5 protein-coding genes are annotated in these 4,248 nt (G+C 67.7%); 1 reads left to right on the top strand and 4 read right to left on the bottom strand.

Annotated elements, in window-relative coordinates:
* The 3 genes from GJ693_RS14295 to GJ693_RS14285 form a co-directional block, all read right to left on the bottom strand.
* Positions 1-523: squalene/phytoene synthase family protein (locus GJ693_RS14295; protein WP_197042221.1), on the bottom strand; the 523-nt coding region annotated here is incomplete at its 3' end.
* Between the two features lie 10 nt (positions 524-533).
* Positions 534-923: a VOC family protein gene (locus tag GJ693_RS14290; RefSeq protein ID WP_156256942.1), complete on the bottom strand. Its 390-nt coding sequence runs from the start codon at positions 921-923 to the stop codon at positions 534-536.
* Positions 924-996: 73 nt separating this feature from the next.
* The gene (locus GJ693_RS14285) at positions 997-2,229 is read right to left on the bottom strand and encodes a serine hydrolase domain-containing protein (RefSeq protein ID WP_197042220.1); all 1,233 of its coding nucleotides are present in this window, start codon (positions 2,227-2,229) and stop codon (positions 997-999) included.
* A 75-nt stretch (positions 2,230-2,304) separates the two neighbouring features.
* Between GJ693_RS14285 and GJ693_RS14280 the strand changes: the two genes are divergently transcribed.
* Positions 2,305-3,390, top strand: a complete 1,086-nt coding sequence (locus GJ693_RS14280) for an anhydro-N-acetylmuramic acid kinase (protein ID WP_156256940.1) — start codon at positions 2,305-2,307, stop codon at positions 3,388-3,390.
* Here GJ693_RS14280 and GJ693_RS14275 read toward each other — a convergent pair.
* A complete protein-coding gene (locus tag GJ693_RS14275) occupies positions 3,387-4,034 on the bottom strand; it encodes an alpha/beta hydrolase (protein ID WP_156256939.1) in 648 nt (215 codons plus the stop codon). The genes GJ693_RS14280 and GJ693_RS14275 overlap by 4 nt on opposite strands.
* Positions 4,035-4,248 lie beyond the last annotated feature (214 nt).

Here is a 4,248-nt window from a genome sequence, read left to right as displayed (position 1 = left end):
CAGCGTCGCGGGCGGTCAGCTCGGCCAGCGCCCGCAGTGGCCGCAGCGGCTCGCTGGTGCGGCCCGCCACCGGTTCGCCGGTCACCCAGGCCCGGCCCAACACATAAGCTTCCTCGCCATCGCCGCCGAGCAGCCGGGCAGCGAGGGCAAACAACAGCCCGCCGCCATCGACATGCTGGGGCGGCTTGCTATCGCTGCCCAGCAGGCACAGCCAGCGATCTTCGAGCAGAGCGAGTTCGGTGCCGGTCACCCACGGCAGCACCCGGGCCTGCAGCGCCTGCAGAAGCGGCTGTGCCGGCGCCGGCTTGCTGTCGAGCTCGGTCAGCCGGTCGCGCCACCAGGCCAGGCGGATCTCGCCCAGCAAGGGCTCGGTAGTGGTGGCAACGAGATGGGCGAGCTCGCAATCCAGCGCCAGCAGCGCGACCAGCGCCGGGCGGGCCGGCTCTGGCGCATAGAGACAGGCCAGCCAACGCTCGCGGTCGCGCTGCTGCAGTTCATCGGCGATGATCGCCAGTGGATCCATCAGGCTCCGATCATGCGGGGCCAACGCGGAAGGCGCACAATTTGTTGCCATCCGGATCGCGGAAATAGGCGGCATAAAAGGCCTGTGGCCCCTCCTCGCCGCGCACGCCGGGGCCGCCTTCATCGCCGCCGCCGGCCGCCATCGCCGCCTGGTACATGGCATCGACCTTGGCGCGCGTATCGACCACCAGCGCAATCATCGTGCCATTGCCGGCGGTGGCCGGCTTGCCGTCAAAGGCCGGGCCAACGCCGAGCATGGGCGTGGTCCAGCTGGCGCCCCAGCACACCGCGCCGGTGGGGAATTCCATCAGGCGGTTGACGCCAATGCTGGCAAACAGCGCATCATAAAAGGCAAAGCTGCGCGGCAGGTCGTTGCTGCCGAAAAGTGCGTAACCGATCATCGAGATTCTCCTCAAGCTGTGATGAGGCCATGATTGTCGCACAGGCAAGGAAGCGCTGCCATTACCCTGCCGGTCATCTTGCCAGCTCGGCCATGATGATGTCTTCGGCGGAGGCAAAGGCCGAGGTGACATGGGGCGGCTTGAACGGATCATCGGCGGTGCCGGTCAGCGCATAGGCGATGACGCGGCCACGCTGCTGGTCCACCCACAGGCCAGCAAGCAGGCCATAGGCTTCGCCGAGATGCCCCCACCAGCGCGCGTTCGGCACCGGCTGGTCGGTCGCACCTGGCCGCCCGCTGAGGCAGTGGAAACCAGCGCCATAGCAGAGCATCTGGCCATGATAATCATCGCCCGGCACCGCCCCGCCGGCCTGCCACACGGGCGTGAACATGGCTTTCACCGTGGCGGACTTGAGCAAGCGCACGCCGCCAACCTCGCCTCCGCGCAGCAGCAGCTGGCCGATGCGGGCGAGATCGGGAATGGCGATACGCAGGCCGCCCTGTGGCGAGAAGATAGTGGCGTTGGTGCCAGGCTTGTAGGCAGCAAGGTCGCAGCTGGTGGTGCTCCTGACCGGGCAGGCGGCGCGCTGGCCGTGGAGATCATCCACCTGCGGCACCCACGGGCCGGCCGGGTTCCAGTGCACCTCGTCCGCGCCCTTCCGGTAGAGCACGGCGGCACGGGCGATGGCCGCATCCGACGCGCCTTGCCAGTTGTAGCCGGCATCGATCTTCAACGGCGCCAGCACCAGCCGCGTCATCAGTCGGTCGAACCGCTCACCGGTGGCCGCTTCCATCACTGTGGCGATGATGCCGTAATTGAGGTTGGCATATTCGAACCGCTGGCCCGGCGCGCGCGGGCCCCAGTGCTCGGCGGTCATCTTGTCCTGCAGCCGCTCTTCCAGCGCAAAACCATAGCCTGAGCCATCGACAATGCCGCTGGTGTGGGAGAGCAATTGGCGCAGGGTCACCGGCGTGTCGGGGTGCGCCGGGTGGCGCAGCGGCCAGCCGAGATAAAGGCTGACATCGCGATCGAGATCCAGCGTCCCCTGCTCGGCGAGCCGCCACACGGCGACGGCGACGACCAGTTTCGACACCGACGCAACGCGGATCAGGCTGTCGGTCTGCAGCGGCCGGCCGGCGGCGATGTCGGCCAGGCCATGGGCTTCGGCGCGCCGGATGCGGTGCCGGTCTGCCACCACGCCGACAACGCCGCTCAGCTGCGGTGCACGGGGATCGGTTCCGGCAACCAGATCGGCCAGCGGATTGGCAGCAACAGGGCTGGCCAAGGCCATCAGCAGGGCGAGCATGACACGCATCGCCGCTGTTCATAATCGGGGCTGGCAGCCATGGCCAGCCGGCATCGGCTGCGCTAGCCTGTGGCCATGACCACACGACTTGCGATCGGCCTGATGTCCGGCACTTCCATGGATGGCATTGATGCCGCGCTGGTGGAAACCGATGGCGAAGGCCTGGTGAACCCGCTGGCCTTCATGTTCTTCCCCTACGAACCGGATTTTCGCGTCCGCCTGCGCGCCGCCTGTGCCCGCGCGCTCGAGATGCACGCCCCGGCGCGCGACGCGCTGATCGATGCAGTGGAGCAGGAATCGACTGGCTTGCACGCCATGGCGGTGCACCGCCTGCTCGCCGCCACCCACACGCGCCGCGACGACGTGGCGGTGATCGGCTTTCACGGCCAGACGATTGCGCACCGGCCGGATCGCAAATGGACCTGGCAGATCGGCGACGGCGCCACGCTGAAGGCCGCCACCCGCCTGCCCGTCGCCTATGACTTCCGCAGCGCCGATGTTGCCGCCGGCGGCCAGGGCGCACCGCTGGCGCCGGGCTATCACCGCGCGCGGTCGGAAAGCTTGGGCCGGCCCTTGGGCGTGCTCAACCTGGGGGGGGTCGGCAATCTTACCTGGTTTGCCGAGGATGGCCGTTGGGGCAGCTTCGACACCGGCCCCGGCAATGCCCTGATCGACGACTGGGTGCGCACCCACACCGGCCGCGGCTATGACGAGGACGGCAAGGTGGCCGCCAGCGGCATGACGCACGACAATGTGTTGCTCACGCTGTGTGACAACCCGTGGTTCGATTCGCCGCCGCCCAAGTCACTTGACCGCAACGCCTGGGATATCGGCGCCCTGCGCGGCTTGTCCCCCGGTGATGGCGCCGCCACGCTGACGGCCTTCACGGCCGAGACCGTGCGCCTCGCCCTAACCCATGTGCCACCAATTGGCCGCCTGCTGGTGACGGGCGGCGGCCGCCACAACCCGGTGCTGATGGCCGAACTCGCCCGCCGCTGCGGCGTGCCAGCCGAACCGGTGGAAGCCGTCGGCTGGAATGGCGACGCGCTGGAGGCGGAAGCCTTTGCCTGGCTAGCGGTGCGCGTGCTGGATGGCAAACCGCTCAGTTGGCCGGAAACGACAGGTGTGCCGCAGGCGATGCCAGGCGGACGGGTGGCTTAACGCCCCCCGTTGGCCAGCCGCATATCCAGATAAGAATCTATCTGCCCCATCAGCAGCTCCATCTCGTTTTGGAAGAAATGATTGGCGCCGGGGATGGTCTCGTGGTGGATGGTGATGTGCTTCTGCGTCTTCAGCTTGTCGACCAGCTTCTGCACCGCTGACGGCGGCACCACTTCGTCGGCTTCGCCATCAACGATGATACCGCTCGACGGGCAGGGCGCTAGGAACGAGAAGTCATACATGTTGGCGGGCGGCGCGATCGAGATGAAGCCCTTGATCTCCGGCCGGCGCATCAGGAGCTGCATGCCGATCCAGGCGCCGAACGAGAATCCGGCCACCCAGGTGGTGTGGGCTTCCGGATTGAACTGCTGCAGCCAATCGAGCGCGCTGGCGGCATCGGAAAGCTCGCCGATGCCATTGTCGAACGTGCCCTGGCTGCGGCCGACGCCGCGGAAGTTGAAGCGCAAGGTCGCAAAACCGCGCTTCACGAAGCTCTGGTAGAGCGCCAGCACGATCGGGTGGTTCATCGTGCCCTGGGCCGGGTGCGGCTGCAGGATGATGGCGACCGGCGCGCGCGGGCCATTGCCGGGCTGGTAACGGCCTTCAAGACGCCCTTCCGGGCCGGCAAGGATCACTTCGGGCATGACGCTCCCAGTTCTGGCGCAAATTGAGGCAAGCGCCCTATATGGCGTTCAGAGGCCGTGTTGCAATGAAAAGCCGAATCTATCTCGATCATGCCGCCACCACCCCGGTGAGCGCTGCCGCGCGCGCGGCCGTGGCCGACGCACTGGCGCTGGTGGGCAACCCGTCGAGCGTGCATGCCGGCGGCCGCGCGGCGCATGCGCTGCTGGAAAGTGC

It is taken from the genome of Sandarakinorhabdus oryzae (genome assembly GCF_009733735.1).
GTDB classification, from domain to species: Bacteria; Pseudomonadota; Alphaproteobacteria; order Sphingomonadales; family Sphingomonadaceae; genus Sandarakinorhabdus; species Sandarakinorhabdus oryzae.
This window is presented reverse-complemented; position numbering and strand designations above follow the sequence as displayed.